Raw genomic sequence first — 19,568 nt, forward strand, 5'->3', positions numbered from 1 at the left:
AAAAAAGGAATAAAAGGATGATACCAACAAGAAGTTATTACCGCATTATGGCAGGCCAGGCTTGTAAGTACGCGCAGCAGTGTTTTGAGCAGGGGTTTATCGGTGGCGATTGGGGGATTGAAGGGGATTTAACCCATGATTTAGGCGATAACTGGCGTGACTTTAATAGCCAGTATATTCCTGTTTTTTTAGCAGCCAACCCTGACAAAACCAAAGTCGGTGCGGGGTTAGCATGCGGTATGTTACACACCATTTGCAAAGGCATGGCTATGGGCGACCTCATCTTTTGCCCAAACGGCAGCGGAATTTACTATGTTGGTGAAGTGACCTCCGATTATTACTACGCTGCGGGGGAGATCTTGCCCCACAGGCGAAAAGTAAAATGGTTGGCACAAGGGACCAGCCGTGAAGAAATGTCGCAGCCGCTAAAGAACTCTGCAGGTTCTATAGGCACAGTGTGCAACATCACTAAATATGCTCAAGAGCTCGAAGCACTATTAGAGGGCAAAAAGCCCCCTGCATTAACCCACAGTGATGAGTCTGTTGAAGACCCAAGTGTATTTGCGTTAGAGAAGCACCTGGAAGACTTCTTGGTCGCAAACTGGCAGTACACCGAGTTGGGACAGGACTATGATATTTACACGGAAGATGGTGAGATCGTAGGGCAACAATATCCATCAGACACGGGCCCCATTGATATTTTAGCGATTAGCAAAAATAAACAAACGCTGCTTGTTGTTGAATTAAAACGTGGTAGAGCAAGTGATAACGTAGTGGGCCAGATACAGCGTTATATGGGCTATGTAAAACATGAGTTGTGTGAGCCTAATCAAGATGTTAAAGGCGTTATTATCGCGCTTGAAGATGATGTTCGATTACAGCGAGCCTTGAGTGTGACACAAGGTATCGAGTTCTATAAATATCAAGTTAGCTTTAAACTGATTAAGTAATGATGGTTTGGTTAAGTAGCAAGGATAGATATGAGTAATGTTGGTCAATTAGAGCGGAAAACTCAAAACCGCGTGGTGAAGTTTTTTAACGAACAGCTTAAATACGACTACTTAGGCAATTGGGAATACCGTGAAGGGAACAGCAACATAGAAAAAGACCTGCTGATAAAGTGGCTTGAAAGTCGCGGTATTTCTGATGCGCTGATCACTCGTACATTGCGACAACTTGACAAGGCCGCTGCCCTTGGGGAGGGTAAAAAACTCTTTGATGCCAACAAAGAGGTTTATCGCTTTTTGCGTTATGGCGTTAAAGAAAAAGAAGGGGCAGGTGAGCAAAACCAAACTGTATGGCTAATTGACTGGGAAAACCCAGAGGCGAATCATTTTGCGATTGCTGAAGAAGTTACCGTAAAGGGAGAATTGAAAAAGCGCCCCGATATTGTGATTTACGTAAATGGTATCGCACTGGGCGTGATTGAATTAAAACGATCCTCAGTATCAGTCAGTGAAGGGATTCGGCAAAATTTAGATAATCAGAAGAAAGCCTTTATCCGCAATTTTTTTACCACCATGCAGCTTGTGATGGCAGGGAACGACACCCAGGGCATACGCTACGGCACCATTGAAACGTCTGAAAAGTACTACCTTGAATGGAAAGAGTACAGTGGAAAAGAGAACCCAACACCACTGCCGGCAAGCGACATAGCAACAGAAAACTTACTCGATACGCATATCGCGCAATTGTGCGATAAAAAGCGATTTGTGCAACTTATTCATGACTTTATTGTTTTTGATGCCGGTGTGAAAAAAACCTGCCGTCACAATCAATTCTTTGGTGTGCAAGCCGCGCAAAAGCGTGTTGATAAGCATGAAGATGGCATTATCTGGCATACGCAAGGCTCCGGCAAAAGCTTGACGATGGTTTGGTTGGCCAAGTGGATCCGCGAAAATGTGACAGACTCGCGGGTGCTGATTGTGACCGACAGAACCGAGTTAGACGAGCAGATCGAAAAAGTATTCTCCGGGGTGGATGAAGACATTTATCGCACTAAGAGCGGGCAGGATTTAGTGGCGACACTTAATCAGCCGAATCCCTGGTTATTCTGCTCTTTGGTACACAAATTTGGCCGACAGGGCGAAGCGCTGAGCGAAAAAGAAAGCGAAGAAGCCGACACGCAAGCAACAAAAGACTACCTGGAAGCCTTGACTAACAACCTGCCGAGTGACTTTGCAGCAAAAGGTAATTTGTATGTATTTGTTGATGAGTGCCACCGTACTCAGTCTGGCAAGTTGCACGAGGCCATGAAAACGATTTTGCCCGAAGCCATGTTTATCGGCTTTACGGGTACGCCACTGATGAAGAAGGACAAGAAAAAGTCGCTTGAAGTCTTTGGCCCATATATTCATACCTACAAGTTTGATGAAGCGGTTAGTGACGGTGTGGTGCTAGATCTGCGTTATGAAGCACGAGATATTGATCAGCACTTAACGTCGGAGAAAAAAGTCGATCAATGGTTTGACGCTAAAACCAAGGGGCTTTCCAATCTTGCGAAAATGCAGCTCAAACAAAAGTGGGGCACGATGCAAAAAGTGCTCTCCAGTAAATCTCGCTTAGAGAAAATCGTAAGCGATATTTTAATGGATATGGAAATCAAACCGGCGCTGATGGCTAATCGAGGAAATGCGATGCTGGTCTGTGCCAGCGTTCATCAGGCCTGTGTGGTTTATGATTTATTCAGTAAAACTGACTTGGCCGGTAAATGTGCGGTTGTGACCAGCTATCACCCTGCTGCAAGCTCAATCAAAAGGGAAGAGTCGGGTGAAGGGTTAACTGAAAAACTATTTAAATACGACACCTACCGTAAGATGCTGGCAGACTATTTTGAGCAAAGTGAAGACGAAGCCGCAAAACGGGTAGAAGAGTTTGAAAAAGCGGTTAAAAAGCGCTTTATTGAAGAGCCCGGCCAAATGCGCCTTTTAATCGTGGTAGATAAGCTGCTAACCGGTTTTGACGCCCCTTCGGCGACTTACCTTTATATCGACAAAAAGATGGCTGATCACAACCTATTTCAAGCAATTTGTCGAGTAAACCGTTTAGATGGCGAAGACAAAGACTACGGTTACATCATCGACTACAAAGATTTATTCCGCTCACTGGATAAAGCAATTAAAGACTACACCGCAGAGGCGTTTGATGGATATGACGCCGATGATGTAAAAGGGCTTTTAAAAGATCGCTTAGAAGAATCTCGTGCTGATTTGGATAATGCACTGGAAGCCGTGCGAGCGTTATGTGAACCGGTAAAAGCGCCAAGAGATACAAAAGACTTTATTCATTATTTTTGTGGTGAGTCTGGTGTTGAACCAAAAGATGAAAATGAGCGCAGCGAAAAAGAAGCGTTGCGCCTAACGCTATATCAATCGGTTGCCAAGCTCATTCGCGCCTATACCAACCTTGCCAATGAAATGGCGCAGGCGGGTTATACAGTTGAACAAGCCGAAAATATTAAGAAAGAAGTCGCGTATTTTGAAAAGGTGCGTGACGAAGTAAAGTTGGCAAGTGGTGACTTACTCGAAATGAAACGGTTTGAGCCAGCCATGCGACACCTATTGGATATGTACATTCGTGCGGATGACAGTGAATTACTGATGGATTTTGAGGAGCTGAGCTTAATCGACCTAGTAGTAAACAACAATGGTGAAGGGCTGGACTCCTTACCTGAAAGCTTACGTGAGAATGAAGATGCAATGGCAGAGGCCATTGAGAATAACGTAAGAAAAACCATCGTTGATGAAAACCCGGTAAACCCCAAATACTTTGACACCATGGCAACTTTGCTGGATGAAATTATTAAGCAACGAAGAGCGCAAGCGATAAGCTACCAGGAATACCTGGAGAAAATTAAAGCGCTGGCAAAAAAGGTTGTTAACCCTACTGAAAACACCTTGCAAAGCTACCCGGAGACGATCAATACCCCAGCCAAACAAGCGATTTATGACAACTTCGGTAACGATGAAGTACTCACAACTAAAATTGATTCTGCGGTGCGTTACACCAAGAAGGCGGATTGGCTCGGTGACAGGTTCAAAGAGCGTGAAATAGCCAATTCAGTTAGGCAAGAAACAGCAGAATATAACCTGGATATAGTTGATGTAATGGAGCTGATTAAGGCTCAAAAGGAATACCATTAGTGCATCATAGCAAAAGTAACAACCCAGGTTTTGAAGTCATTTGTATTGGTGGCATAGAGGTTGAGCTAAATCGCAAAGCGATTAAAAATATTCACTTAAGCGTACTTCCGCCAAATGGCAGAGTACGCTTGTCTATTCCAATTGAGACCAGCGAGCAAAAAATCAGGCTCGCGATTGTCAATAAGCTTGCGTGGATCAAAAAACAACAAGCTGATTTTGCTGGGCAAGCGCGCCAGTCAATACGCGAAATGGTGAACGGAGAATGCCACTATTTATGGGGTAGAAAATACCGCCTGAAGCTTACTGAGGCAAAAGGGAGATACAGTGTGACTGCAAAGGGAAACTGCAGGTTAGAGCTTGCGGCTTCACAAACTACCTCCATCGATAATAAGCTAAAATTACTGAACCGTTTTTACCGGGATGAAATGCAGCGAACACTTGAAAAGCTGTTACCGCAATGGGAGAAAAAGCTGGGTGTAAGCGCCGACTCTCTTAACATTAAAAAGATGAAGACTAAATGGGGAAGCTGCAACATTCAGGCTAAACGTATTTGGCTAAACCTCGAACTTGCCAAGAAACCGCCTGAATGTCTGGAGTTCATATTAGCCCATGAGCTAGTTCACTTGCTGGAACGCCACCATAATGAGAGATTCCGCGCACTCATGGACAAGCATATGCCTAACTGGCGTGAGCGCAGAGATTTGCTAAACAGCTTACCTTTAGCTTATGAAGATTGGAGCTATTGACAGGGAATTAAACAAAACTGGACAACAACTGGACACTTTCCACCAGGTACAAAAAAGCCAGTTAAAGATTGCCTCTCTAACTGGCTGTTTTATAACACTTTAAAGTGGTGGAGCTGGGGGGATTTGAACCCCCGTCCAGAAAGCGTCGACCTTCGGTCCTACATGTTTAGTATCGTCTTTTGGTTAACCTTTAAGTCTCGGACGAACACGATAAGTAAAGGCGAGGCCGCTTAGTTTTAGCCCTTCAACCCCGGCCAGGGTTTCCGTAGCGATCTTGTGTAGGGTGACACTCCAGAACCAGAACCACAAGCATTTCATGGAGGAGTGCTAGCGGGCTATTATGCCGCTAGAGCGTAGTTATCGTCGTTTGCGATTACTTTAAATGCGGCTTTTTTACGAGGCCAACCGCCCCTCGACATGCACCTCAGGCTTCATGAATCCTGTCGAATCCTAATCAGCCCCTGAAATCTCTTTCAGTCAGTAATTGCGATTATACCCAATAAAATCCCTAAAGCTCAAGCGAAGTTTGCCGATAAGTACAATGATAATAGCTACTTGGCGGTTTTATACTCAAGTCTCATTTACAATCGTTTATATTTTGTGTAACTGGGCGGCTGGTTGGACTTAACAATTAGACAAGGTTGTGCTCAAATAAGGCAAGGCAATGGTTGTTTTAACGCACTGTTGTTGGTCAGTTTGACTGGTTCGTACCTGTTTTAGCTGGGTTTGAATTTTGGCTGCATCTTAGATTATGGGAAATATAGCACTTTGGTTGTATTTTTTCCAAATTATTTTTGTTGTTTGCCAAAAGTAACTTGAATAAATAGGTACAACTGTAAAATGATGGGACTTGCTGTCAGCGCACTTAAAAGTATGCGTGCTTTTATGGCGATGACATAACAGGCTGTTTTCTGTATAGGCTCTACACAGATTGTCAGCAGGGATGCAATACAGTATGAAGAGGCTACACAGCGGCGCTTGTCCTATGTATAGACCTGGTAGTGCATAATAATTTTAATAACATCATGCATAATTTTCGGGAAGTAAGTGATGTCTTTGTTTCATTTTGATGAGGAGTCGGGGTATGTTTCAATTAACGAGCACCCTGCAAATACCGGATTTCCGGCCAGTTCCGCGCAGCTTGTTGAGGCGCTGGAAAGCTCTCCTTATGCCGACTTTGATATCATACATGCCAATATCGGGCAGTTGTTTTCGCCGTCGGATGATAGAGAAAAGGATTCTTTAATAGTTGCCAAGGCGGTTGATGCTGAATTGTCTGTCCGGGTGGACGACAACAATATGATGGCAGAGGCACGACTGACCACAGCACGAGGTGGTAAAATGGTCACTATGGACCAGGCCCGTGAAGCGCTTAAAGCAGCCGGTGTAAAGCGGGGGATCAGTAAACAAGCGCTGGATACTTTCCTTGGCCAGCAGTTTGAGCAGTCTCCCGGCAGTGTTTACAGCGGCATTGTTGCCCACGGTCAGCGACCTAAAGATGGCACTGATGCCAGATTTGTCCGTTTGTGTATGACAGCGCAGGACAGAGTGCTGAGCCCGCAACAAAAAGACGGTGGCAAGGTCGATATGCGAGACCTTGGTGCCATTATCACAGTCAGTCCCGGCAGTCCGCTGATGAAGCGTGTGCCACCAACGCCCGGTGAACAAGGGTATTCAGTATTCGGTGATGTGCTTGAGCCCAAACAGGGTAAAGACTTTGCGCTGGAAGTACCGGAAGGCACCAAAATTTCTCCTGACGACCCTAATTTGTTAATCGCCGATTCCAAGGGCGTGCCCGTGGCTATCCCGCGCGGGATCCGGGTTGACGATGTATTGTGTTATGACCAGGTGGATGCCACCACTGGCCATATCGAGTTCGATGGCAGTGTAATTGTCAGCGGCGATGTAAAAGACGGCATGAAGATCAAAGCCTCTGGCGATATTACGGTAATTGGCTTTGTTGAATCAGCGCACCTTGAAAGCAATGGCGCGGTGACCGTAATGCTGGGTGTGATTGGTCGTAAGCGCGAAGAAGGTGAAGACTTCAGCTGTTGCATAAAAGCAAAGCGTACCGTTTCCATTGGCTATGCGCAGTATTGTCATATTGAATCTGAGCAGGACTTATTGATAGAGCGCCAGGTATTGCATTGCGACCTCAGGGCTAAACGCATGATCCGGGTCGGCAAAGGCGATACGCCCAGAGGCAAACTGATAGGCGGTACCGTGTACGATGCAATGCGCATTGAAGCCGGTGAAGTGGGCGCCCCTTCGGGTACTCGAACGCGCATTGCGCTGGCCCAGGACTGGCACATGCTAAAACAAAAACAACAAGAATTTAAAGATCTTGAAAAACGCCTTGCCGATAAAACCCTCGCTCTGAAACGAGCACAGATCAAGGCACAAAAAGCGCCGGCTTCTACCAAGCGCGATGCCTACCTCACTAAACTGGCTCAGAATGAAAAGCAACTCAGCAAGCATTACGCGCGTAATCAGCGCAACATGAATCTGGTGCAGCATAAGCTGGCAAGGTTGTTGAAAATGAGTCGGATCAAGATTAACGAACTCATGCATCCGGGGATTGAGTTGACGATTGCCCGCGACAGTAAGTCTTTCTCTCGGATCTATCCGCCGCATTCTGTATTGCTGGATGAAGGGAAGATCACGCAGGAGTTCGCGACCGGATAAGGGTGTCGCGATACCTCTGGTGGGTATCGCGCGTTTACAGTGCCTATGCGGTTTCGTCGTCGCTTGGCTCGTCACCTTCCGGTAAAGGCCAGCCACCCAAAGCCTGCCATTTATTAACTATATGACAAAACAGCTCCGCGGTGCGCTCTGTATCGTACAGCGCTGAGTGCGCCTGACTGTTATCAAACTCAATGCCCGCCGTGCGACACGCTTTGGCCAAAACGGTCTGCCCCAGTGCCAGTCCGGCCAGCGAGGTAGTATCAAAACTCACAAACGGATGAAACGGCGTACGTTTGATTTTGCAGCGCTCAATGGCTGCATTTAAAAACCCGTGGTCAAATGCGGCATTGTGGGCCACCACCACCGAGCGCTGACACCCGGCGGCCTTTTGTGCTTTGCGCACGGCTTTACAGATCTCTTTAATGGCTTCTTCTTCCGCGACCGCGCCACGCAGCGCACTGAAAGGGTCAATGCCGTTAAAGTCAATCGCCGACTGCTCGATATTGGCGCCTTCAAACGGGGCAACATGAAAGTGTACCGTGTGGTCGAGGCTGAGCAGGCCCTGTTCGTCCATCTTGAGCATGCTGACGGCAATTTCCAGCAATGCGTCGGTGTCTTTATTAAAGCCTGCGGTTTCAACGTCAATGACGACGGGAAAGAAGCCGCGAAAGCGCTTAGCGAATAGGGTTTGCTCTTGTTCTGCCATAATCTGCTTGGTTTACTAAAATGAGCGGCCTATTATACTGATCAGAGCTAAAGATGCGAATTTAGTGGCGTGTTTCCTGCACGTAAAGCAAGGTAAACACCGTAAAGGCTGTGCGCGTCAGAACTTTGCCACGAAAGCCAGGTTTTAAAGGCATGATTATTGCTTGTAACTATTGCGATATAAACCGGTGAGGTGTTTACTGACCAAGGCATTGGCCACGCTGTCAGTGCGCCCGGTTCGGTATTTTTGTTTAAAGCGGAGTAAGAGTGTGAAGTTTAAAGCCAACCTGATTATTGCGACGACCCTGAGTATGCTAACGCTTCAGGCGCATGGCGCAATGCGGCAATACTCTGCCACAGCAGACAGCTCTCAGTGGTTTGTCGACAGAACCACTCGGTTGTCGTGCGCTTTATCACATGAAGTGCCGTATTACGGTGAAGCCATTTTCTCGGCAACGGCAAGTAAAAACAAAGATCTCACGTTTAATCTGGACATGGTAGTCAGACCCGATAGTTACGATTTTGCCGGGCTGGAATCGGTGCCGCCTGCGTGGCGAGCCGGGTTGCCAGCACGGGTGATGGGCCAGATGAAGCTATTGAAGAAATTTGATGGTGAACTGACCAACGACATCAGCTGGGAAATGTTGACTGAGCTTGAAAAGGGGTATTATCCCACTTTTTATTATCAGGACTGGCAAAACCAGCACGACCAAATCTCAGTGGCACTGTCTTCGGTGAATTTCAAAAATGCCTATTGGGAGTTCTTGCAGTGCCGCGATAATCTGCTGCCTTACAGCTTCGAAGACATTGCCTTTACCGTGATGAACTACAAGTTTAACAGCAGTGAGCTTACCAAGTCGTCGCGCAAGCGTTTGGATATGATTGGGGAATACCTTAATAACGACCCTGAGATTGAGTCGATTTATATTTCGGCTTACACAGACAGCTACGGCGGCCGTTCGGTGAATATGGCGATGTCGAAAAAGCGGGCTGAAGCCATTAAAACCTATATGGCGTCAAAGGGCATACCGGAAGATAAGATAGTTACTGACGGATTTGGTGAAAAGCGCCATGTTGCACCAAACGACACGCCGATCGGGCGTGATAAAAACCGCCGCGTTGTGATTCAAATTTCCAAACCATAAAAAAGGCTCCCGTTTTGGGAGCCTGCAGCTAATTCAGAACCGCGTTAAATTTTATTCCTGATTAAATCCCGGACCACAAAGCGGGCAGGGTGTAGCGCCTGATTCAGCCGCTCACTGAACGGGCGGGGTTCGTCACACAGCGCAGCCACCAGGTGCTCTGTTACCAAAGGTGCGCTGCATAATCCGCGAGCGCCAAACCCGGTCACAACATGCAGACCTTCATGGGGTTGCGTTAATGGTTCAAAATCATGATGTTTACCTCGGCGCAGATTCGCAAAAGCGTCGCACAGACTGTTTGGATCTGGCACCTGACCTATCATGGGGAAGTGATCGTTAAAGCAGCAACGTACCGCCGCTTTGGCCCCTGTGATCTCCCCCAGGCTCTGATCAAACTGCGTATCACCATAAAAGCCCTGTAACTGAGCACGGTTGGTGGCATTATCCTGCTCGGTAACTTCACGTCCCTTACTGTATTTCTCAAAAGTCGCGCCCATACAGTGTTCGCCCTGTGTGCTGGGCGTAAAGTATCCTTTGTGGCACAACACCGTCGTGAGCCCCAAGGAGGCTTCGCCGGCCTGGATATGAGAAACCTGACCGCGCACGCCGTGTAGCCCTACGTGCTGAGTCTGAGTATACCCATCGCTGTGTTCGCCTGCGCAAACAAAGACGTCGGAAAACGGACCCTGCCATTGCTTATTTACATGTAAGTACCAGCCATCCTCGCGCTTGTCGAGTTCGCTGACATCCGCGTTAAAATGTTGCTGGCCAGGGCATTTCGCTTGTGCTGCGTTATACACCGCCTCGGTCAGTTGCGGCGGGCTCACCCAGCCGGCCTGTTCGATAAACAAACCATCGAATGGGGTGTCTATGTTGGCCAGCTTTTGTGCCTCTGCTATCGAGACATAGCGTATTAATGATTCTGGAAATAAATCACTGTTGGCTATTTTCTGGTGTTGTGTCTTTTTGCCATCGGTCACGCTTTGCAGCAGCACGCCGCACCAGTCATGCTCAAAGTTAAAGCCCGCCGCTTCAATTTGCTGATAAAAGCGCCGTGCGTATAAAAAGCTCAAAGCATACAGCTCACTGGTGGTGCTGTACTCGGCCTGCAAGTTAGGATAAACGGCACCCTGGCGATTGTGCGATGCACCACCGGCGAGGGTGTCATCCTTACAAAACAAGGTGGTGCTGATGTTGCGTTTGGCAAGCTGATAGCTTAAACAGGCCGAGCCAATCCCACCACCTATGATGGCGACGCGCTCAAGCTTACGAGCAGGGTGACGATAGTACTCCGGGTTGGTTGCTTGCGGATTCGCTTCATTAAACTGACCGATCACCATTTCCCGCTTACGGCCGTAGCCTTTGACTTTTTGACAGTCAAAGCCGGCCTGTTGCAAGCCCCGACGGACAAAGCCCGCAGCAGTAAAGGTCGCGAAGGTCGCATTGGCCCGACTCAGCGCTGCCATGGCATCAAACAGAGATTGTTGCCACATATCCGGATTTTTGCTGGGAGCAAAGCCATCCAGATACCAGGCATCTACCAGGCCATCTGGCGTATAAGAAAGTTTGGGCAAGGACGCATGAACATCACCAAACCACAGATCCAGGATCACTTCACCCTCATCAAATTCCAGACGATGACAGCCTTCAACGGCATCCGGGTATTGTGCGCACAATTGTTGTGCCTGAATCGATAAATCTGGCCATGCTTTTAGGGCCTGTCGTAAATCTTCAATCTTGATCGGGTATTTTTCAAATGAAATAAAGTAAAGACGTTGAACGTTGTGTTGTGATTTCAAACGCTGAAACTGAGCCCAGGTATTAAGAAAATTCAGGCCGGTGCCAAATCCGGTCTCGGCAACCACAAAGTGGTCCCGGTCATGATTGAGTAACCGGGTATTGAGCCTATTTTGTGAATAAAAAACATAGTCTGACTCTGCCTGGCCGTCATCGTTGGAAAAGTAGACATCGTCAAAGCTGTCTGCGACCGGCGTGCCTGCGTCGTTAAAGTGTATCTGGGCGTTGCGTATCATAATGTGTCTAAAAGTTCGCTACTAAATTGATGCCTATTTTACGGATTTTATTTGCGTTCGTCCGTTGCATTTTAACAAATATCAGTTCAGAGTACGTGTGTACGCTGGAAAGCTGACCACTTGGTGCCTGGTTTCAGCGTAGAATACGCGTAAATTTAAAAAGTCCTAAGGGAATTACCCATGAGAAGAGCCGTTATTACGGGTATCGGTGTAGTGTCAAGCATCGGTAACAACAAGCAAGAAGTACTAGAATCTTTGAAAGCGGGTAAAAGTGGTATCGCTTTTAACCAAGAGTTCGCAGATATGAATCTGCGCAGCCAGGTATCGGGCAAGCTGGATATTGACGTGAAGTCTCTGGTTGACCGTAAAGCACATCGCTTTATGGGAGATGCAGCTGCATTTTCTTATATTTCAATGGCGCAAGCGGTTGAAGACTCAGGTCTGACACCTGAGCAGGTGTCTAATGAACGCACGGGTCTTATCGTTGGCTCTGGCGGTGGTTCGTCTAAGCATCAGGTTGAAGCTGCCGACATTCTGCGTGAGAAAGGCGTTAAGCGTGTAGGTCCTTATATGGTACCACGTACCATGGCAAGTACTGCCTCAGCCTGTCTTGCAACACCGTTTAAAATCAAAGGTGTAAACTATTCAATCAGCTCTGCCTGTGCAACGTCAGCGCACTGTATTGGTAATGCGGTAGAGCAAATTCAGTTGGGCAAACAAGACGTGATCTTTGCCGGTGGTGGTGAAGAGCTGCACTGGACCCTGGCTATGGAATTCGATGCGATGGGTGCATTGTCTACTAAATACAATGAAGCACCAGAAAAGGCATCACGTACTTACGATGCAAGCCGTGATGGCTTTGTTATCTCTGGTGGTGGCGGTATCGTGGTCGTTGAAGAGCTTGAACACGCACTGGCACGTGGCGCACACATCTATGCGGAAATCGTTGGCTACGGCGCAACGTCTGACGGCTATGACATGGTTGCACCGTCTGGTGAAGGCGCTGTGAGATGTATGAAGCAGGCTATGCAGGATATTGAAGGTCCAATCGACTATCTGAACACGCACGGTACGTCGACGCCAGTTGGTGATGTGAAGGAGCTGGGCGCTATCCAGGAGTTGTTTGGTGATAACTCTCCGGCGATCAGTGCTACTAAAGCGATGACAGGTCACGCACTGGGCGCTGCAGGCGTGCACGAAGCGATTTACTCAGTGCTGATGCTGGAAAATAACTTCATTGCACCGTCTATCAATATCGATGAGCTGGATGAGCAGGCACAAGGTCTGGATATTGTGACTGAAATGCGCGAGCGCGAGCTCAGCACTGTGATGTCGAACAGCTTTGGCTTTGGCGGCACCAACGCGACTTTGGTGATGCAAAAGTATAAAGGTTAATGGCGATTGCCATTAACCCATAAAAAAACCGCCTGAAGGCGGTTTTTTTATGGGTGTCTGACAGCCGTTAAGCTTTGTGCTTCATCAGACGCTCTTTGTCACGCGACCAGTCTCTGTCTTTGATGTCGGCGCGCTTATCGTGCATCTTCTTACCTTTAGCCAGATGGAACTCAAGTTTTACCCAGCACTTTTTCCAGTACATGGCGGTGGCGACCAGTGAAAAGCCATCACGTTCGGTGGCACCGATCAGGCGGTCAATTTCACGTTTTTTAAGCAGCAACTTACGATAACGCATAGGATCGCAAATAACGTGCGTTGAGGCGCTGTTTAACGGTTGAATTTGACTGGCAAGCAAAAAGGCTTCGCCGTCTTTGAGGTGAATATAAGTATCGGTGATATTGACCTTACCAGCTCGGATGCTTTTTACTTCCCAGCCCTGGAGTTCAATACCGGCTTCGAACTTGTCGTGTAAAAAATACTCATGACGCGCCTTTTTATTCAGCGCTATGGTATTGCTATTTGATTTGTTTGGTTTTTTCTTTGCCATAATGGCGTAGTCTACCTTGTATATCGGCGCGGATCAAAAATTGTGGTTATTTTCTCCCAGTCGACTGTCACAAACAAGATAAATCTTGAAAACCTTGGTAAAATCGCTTTGTTAGAGTTTGGAGAGCGTATGCCACAAGTAGAAAAAAGTGCGTTAGTGATGTACAGCACACAAGAGATGTTTAACTTGGTCAATGATGTTGACGCTTATCCCGCTTTTTTGCCTCATTGTTCCGGGGCGCGGGTGATTGATACTTCGGATCAGGGCATGACTGCCAGCCTTGAAATCTCTAAGGCCGGCCTGACCAAATGGTTTACGACTAAGAATCAGTATGAAGGGAACCGAGTCAGAATGCAGCTGGTAGATGGTCCTTTTAAGTCTTTGCACGGCTATTGGGAGTTTATTGAGCTGGATGAGCAGGCCTGTAAGGTGTGCCTGAAGCTTGAGTTTGAATTTGCCAACAAGTTGATTGAGCTGGCGTTTGGTCGTATTTTCAATGAAGTGGCGAAGAACATGGTATCGGCCTTTACACAGCGAGCTAAAATTGTATACGGAGTGCGCTCATGATCCAGGTTGAAGTGGTATTTGCCTTGCCCGAAAAGGCCACAACGATGAGTGTTGATGTGGCTGAAGGCACCTCGGTAGAGCAGGTTGTGCTGCAAAGTGGTATTTTAGAGCGTTGCCCTGAAATAGACCCGACCAATCTGAGCCTGGGTGTTTGGAACAGAACCGTTAAATTGAATCACGTGGTACGTGCCGGGGACAGGGTGGAAGTGTACCGCCCGCTGATAGCCGATCCTAAAGAAGCGCGTCGTCGCCGGGCTGAAAAAGCCAAAGAGGAAGGGCGTGCCAATAAAATAACCGGTGGCCGCCCGCTGTCGAACTAATGCTTATAAAACATCGGGCCACAGATTAATGCGCTGTGGCCTGAGTGATTTATTTGTCTTCGTCCTTCTGTTCACCTTGCTCGTAAGCTGCCTTTTCATCCGCCAGGTCTTGTTTTAGCTTACGGATCTTCAGCCCAAGCTCCTGGCCTCTGTGTCTGGCGTAATACGTACAGCCAATAAACATACAGGTGGCAAAAAACAACTCGAGTAAAATTAACGGCATTTCTTCGGGAGACACCCACAGCAGGGTGAGACTGTGTGTAAAGTAGATCAACACAATGAAGTTGGCCCAGGCATAGGTATAAGGTTTGTCCTGAATAATGCCTTTGAGGGGTAACAGCAAAGGTAAAATGTAGACGGCAAATACAAAGCCGGTACTGTAGCCTTCACGCGGTGCCAACACAAACAACCACAAGGGCATGAGAATTAACAGGCCCACATAGCCAATAAGGGCTGAGGCCTGAAAGCGTTTTGTCACGGGTTTTTTGGGGATCTTGCTCATGATAACTTATTGCTAATGGTAAACAGTCGTTTTGCCAGTGCCCGGCAGATTTTCAGCTCTGTGTCTGTCAGTTCGCTGCTGTTGTCCATGCCGGCCACATGGGTTGCGCCATACGGCGTGCCACCACTGGTGGTAGACAGCAGCTCAGGCACATCATAGGGTACCCCCATCAACAGCATGCCGTGGTGCAGCAAAGGCAACGACAGGTTAAGTAAAGTGGCTTCATTACCGCCATGCATACTGCTGGAAGAAGAAAACACACACGCCGGTTTGTCGATAAGCTGGCCTTTGAGCCAGATATCACTGGTGGTTTCCCAGAAGGTTTTTGCCTGCGACGCCATCATGCCAAAGCGTGTGGGCGTACCAAATGCCAGCGCGTCGCAGTCAATGAGATCTTGCTTTGACACCACTATGTCATGGGCCTCTTTGGCAACAAAAGTGCGCAGCCTGACCTGTGCGCCATGAAACGCCAGGGTTTCTGCAATTTCATGTGCCATCGCTGCAACAGAGCCATGGCTCGAATGATATAAAACTAAGATCTCAGGCATGGCGTTACAGAATATCCAATACCGATTCAGGTGGGCGGCCAATGGCGGCTTGTTCGCCTTTCACCACTATGGGTCTTTCAATCAGCTTAGGGTTTTCCAGCATAGCCTGACGAATACGTGCTTCGTCGCTGTCTTTGCTCAGGCCCAGCTCTTTGTAAATCGTTTCTTTGCTGCGTACCAACTGGTGTGCAGAGGTAAAGCCAAGCTTTTGTAACAGGGTACTCAGAGTTGCTTCGTCGATAGGGGTTTTGAGGTACTCGACGATTTCAGGTTGAACGTCGCGTGATTCCAGCAAAGCCAGGGTTTCACGAGATTTTGAGCAGCGCGGGTTGTGGTAAATCGTAACTGACATACAAGATCCTTTACGGTAATAATACTTATGTGATTCAGCGTAAATTGTACCGTATCCTGCCTGTCGTGCCTATGTTTTTCGATTAGGTGAGTCAGTCAATGCGGTATCAAGCTAGGCCGTTAATCAGGCGTGTTTGAGACCGCAAAAAGCACTGCGCCGGGCTTACTAAGTTGATAGTACCCCGGGCAGTACTGCGTTCGATTTAAAGTTTCGCAAGCTCTTTTTGCATATCACGATACTGTGAGAGTAATGCTTTTAAGCGCAGGCGACGTACGGTTTCATCCTTTTCCACATGATTCAGGGCCTTTTGAATTTCGTCAGCAGCGCGCATAAAGGCACCGTAATGGCTGAGCAAGCTGGCCTGACTTTCATGATAACTGGCTTTGGCATCCATTTTTTTATAGGTGTCGGTAAGCAGTTGTCGGGCCAACACATGGTCGGGTTTCTCGAGTAAAAAGACTTTAAGTAGTTGTTCTGCCAATTCATATTGCTCGCTCTTTAAGGCGACGTTGGCATAGTTAAGGGTGATCACCTGGTTGTTTGGCCGCAACTGGTGTTTTTCGCCCAGCAACTTGGTGATCCCGTTATAGTCTTTTTTCGCCAGCAGTAAGTCTGTGTACACGTCCAGGTAGAACAGGTTGTTTGGCTCAGCACTGAGCAGCTTATCCATAACGGTCTGAGCCTGGTCCAGCTTTTTCTGATCCAGATAGGTAATGGCCAGGCCATATTCCAGTGCACTTTTGTCCAAATCTGACGAGTGTTTCAGCGCTTGCTCAAAGTAGGCCTGTGCAGACTCGCCTTCGAGCTGGTATCTGGCGATTACGCGGCTTTTTGCGAGCTGAAACTGGTGGCTTTTAGGCACATAGCGTTGTTCGTATTGCTGCGCGCGTAAGCGGACGTCCGAGACCCGAGAATCGGGCAACGGGTGCGACATTAAAAACACCGGGGCTTTATTCTTAAAGCGCACCTGAGCGGCCAGTTTACTCAGAAACTCGCTTGATGCATGCGGGTCGAACCCGGCATTGTACAGTGTTTGCATGCCAAAGCGGTCGGCTTCTTGCTCGGCCTTGCGGCTATGGGTTAGCTGGCTCAGCGCGGACTGCGTGGAGCTTGCCGACAGAATTGCCATGCCAGCATCGGGTGCGATAACGGTGGCCAGAATACCGGTGATCATACCGGCAATTGTGAGCGCGCTGTTGTCTTTGGCTTGTTGAATTCTGCGTGCCAGGTGACGTTGTGTCACGTGGGCTATCTCGTGGCCCAGTACAGAAGCGAACTGACTTTCGTTGTCGGCCTGGGCCATCAGGCCAGTATGTACACCGACATGCCCGCCGTAAAAGGCAAATGCATTGATGTCTTTATTGTCAATCCAGAAGAACGAGAAGGGAAAACGCACATCGTTGGCGTTGGCAACCAGTTTGTTGCCCAGGGTTGATAAATATTCGTCCAGTACCGGGTCCTGAACCAGTTTAGAGCCAGAGCGGATCTGCATCATCATGATCTCGCCGATGGCTTTTTCTTTATCTATCGGCAGTACTTGTACCGCAGATGTGCCCAAATCTGGCAGTTTGAATGTCGACTGGGCCTGGCTGGGCATGGCAATACTCAGAGCCAGGGCGCACACAGATGACTGAAACAGCTTTCTTAACTGCATTCTAATCCTTATTCAATTCGTCGCCGAGCATGATCTTAGCAATGTCTACTTCATCGCTGCATGCCCGGGCGTCTTTTTCGCACAACATATAAAAATCTTTAATTGAGACCCCATCGACCTTAATAACGTTCAATTCTCTTTGCAGTATACTCAAGGTTTTATGTACCACTTTATGTGCATGTAAGATCAACGCTTTGTCTGCGGTATCGCCGCGATCAAAATAGAAGGCGATAAACTTGTGCAGCTGATTAAAGCGCAGTAGTACCTTCATGCTATGCGGGTCCCAGACGTTAAACTCAAGATATTTATTGTCTTTAAGATAACGGTCTACTTTGACGCCTTTTGCGATAGGGTAGGCCCATAATTCAAAGCCACGGTCTGTGAACACTTGATGAAGCGACAAAGCAGGGGCTTTATCACAGTGGATTATGCCGTTGCTGTCTTCATATCCGCCGAGCAGGGATAGATTCCAGTTCCGTTTGTCTAACAGACGTTTAACGGCATGGTCAAAGCCGTGCTGAAAAATACCTTCGCCTTCACTAACTGAAGAGGCAACAAGGTGATAAAATGGTGGCAACTCACCCCAGTTAATTTGTTTTTTAAACCAGTTTATTTCTTTTAAGGTTGGGTTGTCAGGCAAACGCGCCTTGTTGTTTGCACCAGGCATGTGAATATCCGAAAAATCACTATCTCTATTATAAGGATAACGCATTGCCCGGGTTCAGGCTATACGGTTTTCGCACAGAGCAAAACCGAACAGTATTGAGGCACAGGCGCACAGTTGTAACAGGTTGAAAGTAAAATTTAAGAAGGCCCAAAACAGAGTGATTGAATGTGATTTGCGACCTTTTCAGTGTCCGCAGTTTTTTGTCCAGTTTAAGTGGCAGCTTAAACAGGCGAAAACCCAGGCAGAGGCCGTACGGTTTTTTTACACAGAAGAACAAGACTTACGAGATGTATTGCGCTATTTGAACGATCAAGACAGCGTGTTTGAGCATAATCAACAGTCAGAACCCTTTTTTATCCAAGTGGAGTGCTTAGATGATTGAACTCATTAAATCCTGGTATCGGGCCAAGTTTTCAGACCCTAACTCAGTGACCTTGTTGCTGATGCTGCTCGCGTTGGCTGCGCTGCTGTACTTTTTTGGGACTTTCATCATTCCTGTATTAGTGGCCATTGTGATCGCTTATTTACTGGACTGGCCGGTGACACGGTTACAGCGGGTGGTGCCAAGCCGACAGATGGCAACCAATTTGGTGATGCTGGTATTTGTTGGTGTGATGCTGGCACTGATGTTTGGCATTGTGCCCGTGCTGTGGGCGCAGACCAGTAACCTGGTGCAAGAAGCCCCCACTATGATTGAAGAGGGCAAATATTACTTACTGCACTTACCCGATAACTATCCGAACCTGATCACTGCAGAGCAGGTGCAAAACCTGGTGGGTGCGGTTGAAACAAAGTTGTTTGAATTTGGCCAGCAGGTCGTCTCTGCGTCACTAACATCGATTAAAGATGTGGTGGCCTGGCTGATTTATCTGGTGCTGGTGCCGCTGCTGGTGTTTTTTATGCTCAAGGACAAAAGCCAGCTCACGGCTGGTTTATTGCAGCTGGTACCAAAAGAAAGACGCCTCATTAATCAGGTCTGGGAAGAAATGGACCACCAGATCATGAATTACATTCGCGGTAAAGTGTTTGAAATTACCATTGTGGGCATATCCAGCTTTGTTGCTTTCACTGTGCTGGATTTGCGCTATGCGGCGCTGCTTGGCACGCTGGTTGGCTTCTCGGTTTTAATTCCCTTTATTGGTGCGGCTGTGGTGACCTTGCCGGTTGCCGCTGTGGCGCTATTTCAGTTTGGTTTAGCGCCGGAGTTTTGGACCGTCCTGGCCGTATATGGCGTGATCCAGGCACTGGATGGCAATGTGCTGGTGCCGTTATTGTTTTCTGAAGCGGTTGATCTGAATCCGGTATATATCATAGTCGCCGTGCTATTTTTTGGCGGTTTGTGGGGGTTTTGGGGGGTCTTTTTCGCCATTCCTCTGGCCTCGCTGGTAAAAGCACTGCTGAATGCCTGGTCTACACAACATCAGGAATATCTAGCCTCTGAGGCGGAATAAACACTTCTTTTAACAGGCGGTGCAGCCGCACCGCCTGTGCTCTTCCCGTCGCTTCGCGAATGTTATCTTGTACCATTTTGGAATAACGAGCTTCATTTATACAGCAAATGAT

Annotated in this window: 17 protein-coding genes and 1 other RNA gene; 9 read left to right on the top strand and 9 right to left on the bottom strand. The window is 47.8% G+C overall.

Annotation, left to right across the window (positions count from 1 at the left end; all coding sequences use genetic code 11):
- Positions 1–47: 47 nt before the first annotated feature.
- The 3 genes from L1285_RS16480 to L1285_RS16490 are packed head-to-tail and all read left to right on the top strand — an operon-like array spanning position 48 to position 4,888.
- Complete coding sequence (locus L1285_RS16480; RefSeq protein ID WP_235413261.1) at positions 48–950, top strand: endonuclease NucS domain-containing protein; 903 nt, start codon at positions 48–50, stop codon at positions 948–950.
- Between the two features lie 30 nt (positions 951–980).
- On the top strand, positions 981–4,142 hold the full coding sequence (locus L1285_RS16485) for a type I restriction endonuclease subunit R (protein ID WP_235413262.1): 3,162 nt from the start codon (positions 981–983) through the stop codon (positions 4,140–4,142).
- Positions 4,142–4,888, top strand: a complete 747-nt coding sequence (locus L1285_RS16490; RefSeq protein ID WP_235413263.1) for a M48 family metallopeptidase — start codon at positions 4,142–4,144, stop codon at positions 4,886–4,888. Before L1285_RS16485 ends, L1285_RS16490 begins: the two co-directional genes overlap by 1 nt.
- Positions 4,889–4,993: 105 nt before the next feature.
- Here the strand turns inward: L1285_RS16490 and ssrA are convergent.
- Positions 4,994–5,350: a transfer-messenger RNA gene (gene ssrA / locus L1285_RS16495) on the bottom strand.
- 588 nt (positions 5,351–5,938) lie between these two features.
- On the opposite strand from ssrA, the gene L1285_RS16500 reads away from it, so the two are divergent.
- On the top strand, positions 5,939–7,573 hold the full coding sequence (locus L1285_RS16500; protein ID WP_235413264.1) for a DUF342 domain-containing protein: 1,635 nt from the start codon (positions 5,939–5,941) through the stop codon (positions 7,571–7,573).
- A 43-nt stretch (positions 7,574–7,616) separates the two neighbouring features.
- Here L1285_RS16500 and rnt read toward each other — a convergent pair whose 3' ends face one another.
- The gene (gene rnt / locus L1285_RS16505; RefSeq protein ID WP_046004238.1) at positions 7,617–8,279 is read right to left on the bottom strand and encodes a ribonuclease T; all 663 of its coding nucleotides are present in this window, start codon (positions 8,277–8,279) and stop codon (positions 7,617–7,619) included.
- Positions 8,280–8,547: 268 nt separating this feature from the next.
- Between rnt and L1285_RS16510 the strand changes: the two genes are divergently transcribed.
- Positions 8,548–9,423 (top strand): flagellar protein MotY, encoded by an 876-nt coding sequence (locus tag L1285_RS16510; RefSeq protein WP_235413265.1) that lies wholly within the window; start codon positions 8,548–8,550, stop codon positions 9,421–9,423.
- Between the two features lie 44 nt (positions 9,424–9,467).
- On the opposite strand, the gene mnmC is transcribed toward L1285_RS16510, so the two are convergent.
- A complete protein-coding gene (mnmC, locus tag L1285_RS16515) occupies positions 9,468–11,453 on the bottom strand; it encodes a bifunctional tRNA (5-methylaminomethyl-2-thiouridine)(34)-methyltransferase MnmD/FAD-dependent 5-carboxymethylaminomethyl-2-thiouridine(34) oxidoreductase MnmC (RefSeq protein ID WP_235413266.1) in 1,986 nt (661 codons plus the stop codon).
- 180 nt (positions 11,454–11,633) lie between these two features.
- Here mnmC and fabB point away from each other — a divergent pair, with 180 nt between their 5' ends.
- Complete coding sequence (gene fabB / locus L1285_RS16520; protein ID WP_235413267.1) at positions 11,634–12,848, top strand: beta-ketoacyl-ACP synthase I; 1,215 nt, start codon at positions 11,634–11,636, stop codon at positions 12,846–12,848.
- A gap of 67 nt (positions 12,849–12,915) precedes the next feature.
- Here fabB and smpB read toward each other — a convergent pair whose 3' ends face one another.
- Complete coding sequence (gene smpB / locus L1285_RS16525) at positions 12,916–13,395, bottom strand: SsrA-binding protein SmpB (RefSeq protein ID WP_046004234.1); 480 nt, start codon at positions 13,393–13,395, stop codon at positions 12,916–12,918.
- Between the two features lie 129 nt (positions 13,396–13,524).
- On the opposite strand from smpB, the gene L1285_RS16530 reads away from it, so the two are divergent.
- Positions 13,525–13,962 (top strand): SRPBCC family protein, encoded by a 438-nt coding sequence (locus L1285_RS16530; RefSeq protein ID WP_046004233.1) that lies wholly within the window; start codon positions 13,525–13,527, stop codon positions 13,960–13,962.
- Positions 13,959–14,282, top strand: a complete 324-nt coding sequence (locus L1285_RS16535; RefSeq protein ID WP_235413268.1) for an RnfH family protein — start codon at positions 13,959–13,961, stop codon at positions 14,280–14,282. Before L1285_RS16530 ends, L1285_RS16535 begins: the two co-directional genes overlap by 4 nt.
- 49 nt (positions 14,283–14,331) lie before the next feature.
- On the opposite strand, the gene L1285_RS16540 is transcribed toward L1285_RS16535, so the two are convergent.
- The 5 genes from L1285_RS16540 to L1285_RS16560 form a co-directional block, all read right to left on the bottom strand.
- On the bottom strand, positions 14,332–14,784 hold the full coding sequence (locus L1285_RS16540) for a DUF2069 domain-containing protein (RefSeq protein ID WP_046004231.1): 453 nt from the start codon (positions 14,782–14,784) through the stop codon (positions 14,332–14,334).
- Positions 14,781–15,332, bottom strand: coding sequence for an NAD(P)H:quinone oxidoreductase (gene wrbA, locus L1285_RS16545; protein WP_125782775.1), 552 nt, complete (start codon positions 15,330–15,332; stop codon positions 14,781–14,783). Before wrbA ends, L1285_RS16540 begins: the two co-directional genes overlap by 4 nt.
- Before the next feature lie 4 nt (positions 15,333–15,336).
- Positions 15,337–15,684: an arsenate reductase (glutaredoxin) gene (gene arsC / locus L1285_RS16550; protein ID WP_046004229.1), complete on the bottom strand. Its 348-nt coding sequence runs from the start codon at positions 15,682–15,684 to the stop codon at positions 15,337–15,339.
- A gap of 202 nt (positions 15,685–15,886) precedes the next feature.
- On the bottom strand, positions 15,887–17,338 hold the full coding sequence (locus L1285_RS16555) for a M48 family metalloprotease (protein ID WP_046004228.1): 1,452 nt from the start codon (positions 17,336–17,338) through the stop codon (positions 15,887–15,889).
- Position 17,339: 1 nt separating this feature from the next.
- Positions 17,340–18,005, bottom strand: a complete 666-nt coding sequence (locus tag L1285_RS16560) for a hypothetical protein (RefSeq protein ID WP_235413269.1) — start codon at positions 18,003–18,005, stop codon at positions 17,340–17,342.
- Positions 18,006–18,379: 374 nt separating this feature from the next.
- On the opposite strand from L1285_RS16560, the gene L1285_RS16565 reads away from it, so the two are divergent.
- A complete protein-coding gene (locus L1285_RS16565; protein WP_235413270.1) occupies positions 18,380–19,456 on the top strand; it encodes an AI-2E family transporter in 1,077 nt (358 codons plus the stop codon).
- The last annotated feature ends 112 nt before the right edge of the window (positions 19,457–19,568 follow it).

Origin of the sequence: Pseudoalteromonas sp. DL2-H2.2 (assembly GCF_021532535.1) — a bacterium.
Lineage (GTDB): Bacteria > Pseudomonadota > Gammaproteobacteria > Enterobacterales > Alteromonadaceae > Pseudoalteromonas > Pseudoalteromonas rubra_A.

What these genes read in the sequence shown, in the direction of transcription:
- arsC (WP_046004229.1), bottom strand. Translation starts at nt 15,684, where the DNA reads ATGTCAGTTACGATTTACCACAACCCGCGCTGCTCAAAATCTCGTGAA.
- smpB (WP_046004234.1), bottom strand. Translation starts at nt 13,395, where the DNA reads ATGGCAAAGAAAAAACCAAACAAATCAAATAGCAATACCATAGCGCTG.
- L1285_RS16555 (WP_046004228.1), bottom strand. Translation starts at nt 17,338, where the DNA reads ATGCAGTTAAGAAAGCTGTTTCAGTCATCTGTGTGCGCCCTGGCTCTG.
- L1285_RS16560 (WP_235413269.1), bottom strand. Translation starts at nt 18,005, where the DNA reads ATGCCTGGTGCAAACAACAAGGCGCGTTTGCCTGACAACCCAACCTTA.
- L1285_RS16535 (WP_235413268.1), top strand. Translation starts at nt 13,959, where the DNA reads ATGATCCAGGTTGAAGTGGTATTTGCCTTGCCCGAAAAGGCCACAACG.
- L1285_RS16500 (WP_235413264.1), top strand. Translation starts at nt 5,939, where the DNA reads ATGTCTTTGTTTCATTTTGATGAGGAGTCGGGGTATGTTTCAATTAAC.
- L1285_RS16565 (WP_235413270.1), top strand. Translation starts at nt 18,380, where the DNA reads ATGATTGAACTCATTAAATCCTGGTATCGGGCCAAGTTTTCAGACCCT.
- L1285_RS16480 (WP_235413261.1), top strand. Translation starts at nt 48, where the DNA reads ATGGCAGGCCAGGCTTGTAAGTACGCGCAGCAGTGTTTTGAGCAGGGG.
- L1285_RS16540 (WP_046004231.1), bottom strand. Translation starts at nt 14,784, where the DNA reads ATGAGCAAGATCCCCAAAAAACCCGTGACAAAACGCTTTCAGGCCTCA.
- L1285_RS16530 (WP_046004233.1), top strand. Translation starts at nt 13,525, where the DNA reads ATGCCACAAGTAGAAAAAAGTGCGTTAGTGATGTACAGCACACAAGAG.
- wrbA (WP_125782775.1), bottom strand. Translation starts at nt 15,332, where the DNA reads ATGCCTGAGATCTTAGTTTTATATCATTCGAGCCATGGCTCTGTTGCA.
- mnmC (WP_235413266.1), bottom strand. Translation starts at nt 11,453, where the DNA reads ATGATACGCAACGCCCAGATACACTTTAACGACGCAGGCACGCCGGTC.
- fabB (WP_235413267.1), top strand. Translation starts at nt 11,634, where the DNA reads ATGAGAAGAGCCGTTATTACGGGTATCGGTGTAGTGTCAAGCATCGGT.
- rnt (WP_046004238.1), bottom strand. Translation starts at nt 8,279, where the DNA reads ATGGCAGAACAAGAGCAAACCCTATTCGCTAAGCGCTTTCGCGGCTTC.
- L1285_RS16485 (WP_235413262.1), top strand. Translation starts at nt 981, where the DNA reads ATGAGTAATGTTGGTCAATTAGAGCGGAAAACTCAAAACCGCGTGGTG.